This is a genomic window from Rhodococcus sp. R1101 (genome assembly GCF_000278445.1).
GTDB classification, from domain to species: Bacteria; Actinomycetota; Actinomycetes; order Mycobacteriales; family Mycobacteriaceae; genus Rhodococcus; species Rhodococcus gordoniae.
Genome location: NZ_AJVB01000399.1, coordinates 1 through 3,578 on the forward strand (window position 1 = coordinate 1; position 3,578 = coordinate 3,578).

A 3,578-nucleotide genomic window follows, 5' to 3' on the forward strand; every position below is an offset into this window, starting at 1 on the left:
CGGGTGAGCTCGACCGGAGTGACCGACCAGCGGTCGAAGTCCGCGAGGACCTCGGCGAGCGGCTGCGACGGCACCAGGTCGGCGATCTCCTGGATGAACTCGCGGCCCAGGTTGAACGGCTTGGGCACGAGGTTGGGGATGTACCGGCCGATGAGGATGTCCGGGTCGATCTCCTGCGGCAGCAGCGCCAGCAGGCGCTCGCGGAAGTCGTCGACACCGCCCCGCAGCACGGTCGAGTGGAACGGCACGTCGATGCCCGGGACCAGGATGAACGCGCGCTTGCCACCGAACTCGGCGACCTTGCGCTCGATCACGGATTCGAGGGCTTCGAGACCCGCGACCGTGCCGGCGATCGCGTACTGCGAACCGCGCAGGTTCAGGTTGACGATCTCGAGGAACTCCCCGGTCTCCTCGGCGACACCGGCGACGAAGGCCTGCAGGTCGGCATCGTCCAGACCGAACTGCGACGGCCGGATCGCGGCCATGCGGTAGTTCGAGCGGCCCTGCTCGTCGCGCGGCACGAGGGCGTGCATGGCGGAGCCGCGCTGGAAGACGACCTCGAGGACGGCCTCGAGCGGCAGCACACCGGCGACGGCGGCGAGCGCGTTGTACTCGCCCACCGAGTGACCGGCCAGGAAGGCGTCTTCGACGAACGCGCCGGCCTCCTTCAGCTCGGCGATCTGCGCGACACCCAGTGTCGCCATCGCGACCTGCGTGAACTGGGTCAGGTGCAGCACACCGTCGGGATGCTTGTGAGTGACCCCGCGGGCCTTGAGGACCGTCGGATTGTCGCGGACCACGGCGAGGATCGAGAAGCCGAGGGCCTCACGAGTGTGCTTGTCTGCGCGCTCCCAGATCTCGCGGGCGGCCTTCGAGCGGGCACGGGCGTCGAGACCCATGCCGGGACGCTGGATGCCCTGGCCCGGGAAGGCGTAGACGGTCTTCGGGGCGGCGATACGGCCGGTCGCGACCATCACCAGGTCACCGTCGACGCGGCAACCGACCTCGACGACCTCGGCTCCACCGTCGGTGGCGATGCGGTCGACACGCACGTCGATCTTCGCGCCCGGACGGACCATGCCCAGGAAACGCGCGGTCCACGCCGTCAGACGACGGACCGGAAGCTTCGCGTCCTGCTCGATCGCGGTGACGACCTGCTGGGCCGCAGCCGACAGCCACATGCCGTGGACGATCGGGCTTCCGAGACCGGCGAGCAGCGCGGCGTTGTCGGAGGTGTGGATCGGGTTGTGATCGCCGGAGACCTTCGCGAAGGCGCTCATGTCGGTCGGCGCGACGATCACGGCATCGCGGCGGCGGCGACGCGGCGTGTCGGTGACGGCCTCGGTGAGAGCACCACCGGCGCGGACCGGATCGGCGAGATCGGCGGTGCCGGTGCGGCCACGGATCGCGAACCGCTCGGCCAGGGTGGCGACCACCCGGTCGCCCGAGCCGTCACCGCTGTCGGCGGTGATGACCACGTCGACCTCGACGACGCGACCCAGGTCGGTGTCGGAGACACCGGTGACCTCGGCCTTGACGCCCAGGAAGGCAGGCTCGGTCGGCAGACCGTTCTTGACGTCGATCGCGTGGTCCAGGTGGACCAGGTCGAGCATGCCCTCGATGACCGAGAGATCGGTCTCGGTGCGGGCGGCGCCCAGCGCGGCGAAGACGGCCGGCCAGCAGGCACCCACGAGCACGTCGGGCACACCGTTGCCGCTCGGCGTCAGGTTCGCGGGCAGACCCGAACCGGTGACACCGGCGTGGTCGGCGGTCTTCTCCGGCAGCCAGCCGAGGGTGATACGGGCAGCGCCCTTCTTGACCTCGGGGAGTTCCTGACCGGCGGCGACACCGAGCAGAGCCGACATCGACGCATCGGCGTCGGCTTCGGTGACGACGGGCGCGCCACCGGAGGCGACCGAGGCGGGCACGGTCAGTCGGATCTCGACGGCCTTGTCGCGCACCAGCGGAACCCGCAGGCCGACGTGCTCGTCGTCGAGAATCGTCAGGGTCGCACCCGTCGGAGCGTGCGAGGCAGCGGTCTCCGACTCGACGGTCCACTCGTCCAGGTCACCGAGACGGTGGATCGGGTTGCGGGTCTGGCGACCCGCCCACGAGACGTCCGGCGACGACAGCACGGCGTCGAGCAGGCCCGCCGCGATGTCGCGGTGGCGACGCGCGGCGAGCTCCACCGGCTCCGCGCCCTCGGCCACGAGCTCGTCGGCCGTGGCCTTCTCGAAACGGTCGAGGAGTTCACCGACCGGCTCGTCGACACGGGTGATGCCGGCGACGGCGACGGTACCGGGGATCACGCACACCTGGTCGGCGGAGTAACGCGGGTCGTGGGCCTGCCACAGCGAATCCGAACGCCACCAGCGACGCACGTCCTGGTCGACGACCGGAACGAAGTTGACGGGCTTGCCGGGGGTGCGGCACAGCGACACGAAGAACGGCACGTCGGCGGGATGCAGCACGACGTCACCCGCGTCGGGATACTGCGCGAGCAGCGACTTGATCGCGGCGTACGGGCGCTCGAGCACCGCGTCGTCGTCGAACAGGGTGGGGATCGGGCCCCGGCACACGGGATGCAGGCGGGCCTCGGCGCGCTGCAGCATGTCGCGGAAACGCTCACGCCACGACACGTCCAGCCACGGGCTGGTGTGCGCCTCGGCGAGGACATCACCGAGATCGCTGCCGCAGTCGAACTCGGCGCCGTTGTCCGCACCGACCGCCAGCTCGAGGTAGCGCTCGAGCCACTGCAGGTAGGTCATGGTGTCGAGGTCGCCGAAGTACGGCTTCGCCGTTCCGTTCAGCGCCTCGACGATCTCGGCGCGGCGCGCGGCCACAGCGTCGGCATCACCGGCGACCTCGTCGAGGAGGCGGCCCGTGCGCGAGGCGGCGTTGTCGATCTCGTGGATGTCGGCGCCGAGCTGGCTGCGGCCGGAGGCCATACCGCCGGTCGCGGTGCCGGCGGCGACCCAGTCGGGCGTGCCGGGGGTGTCCACGAGAAGCTGCTTGACCTCGGGGGCCGTGGTGGCCTCGAGGGTCGCCATCGCGGCGGTACCGACGAGGATGCCGTCGAGCGGCATCGCCGGGAAACCGTAGACGGTCGACCAGCGGCCGGTCAGGTACTCGGCGGCCTTCTCCGGCGTACCGATGCCACCGCCGACGCACAGCACCAGGTTCGGGCGCGTACGCAGCTCCGCATAGGTGTCGAGGAGCAGGTCGTCGAGGTCCTCCCACGAATGGTGACCACCGGCGCGGCCGCCCTCGATGTGGGCGATGACCGGGTAGTCCGGGACCTCGTTGGCGATGCGGATCACCGAACGGATCTGCGCGACCGTGCCCGGCTTGAAGGCGACGTGCTCGATGCCGGCCTCACGCAGATCGGAGATGATCTGCACTGCCTCGTCGAGCTCCGGGATACCGGCGGTGACGACGACACCGTCGAAGGGCGCACCCGCCGCACGGGCCTTGGGCACGAGGCGCTTGCCGCCCACGTGCAGCTTCCACAGGTACGGGTCCAGGAACATCGAGTTGAACTGGACCGCGCGGCCCGGCTCGAGCAGCTCGGTCAGCTC

At 70.5% G+C, this 3,578-nt stretch carries 1 protein-coding gene; it reads right to left on the minus strand.

Going from position 1 to position 3,578, the window contains the following annotated elements; genetic code table 11:
* Window positions 1-3,578, minus strand: a 3,578-nt coding sequence (locus R1101_RS27465; protein WP_016934852.1) for a fatty acid synthase subunit beta domain-containing protein, incomplete at both ends; no start/stop codon positions are given.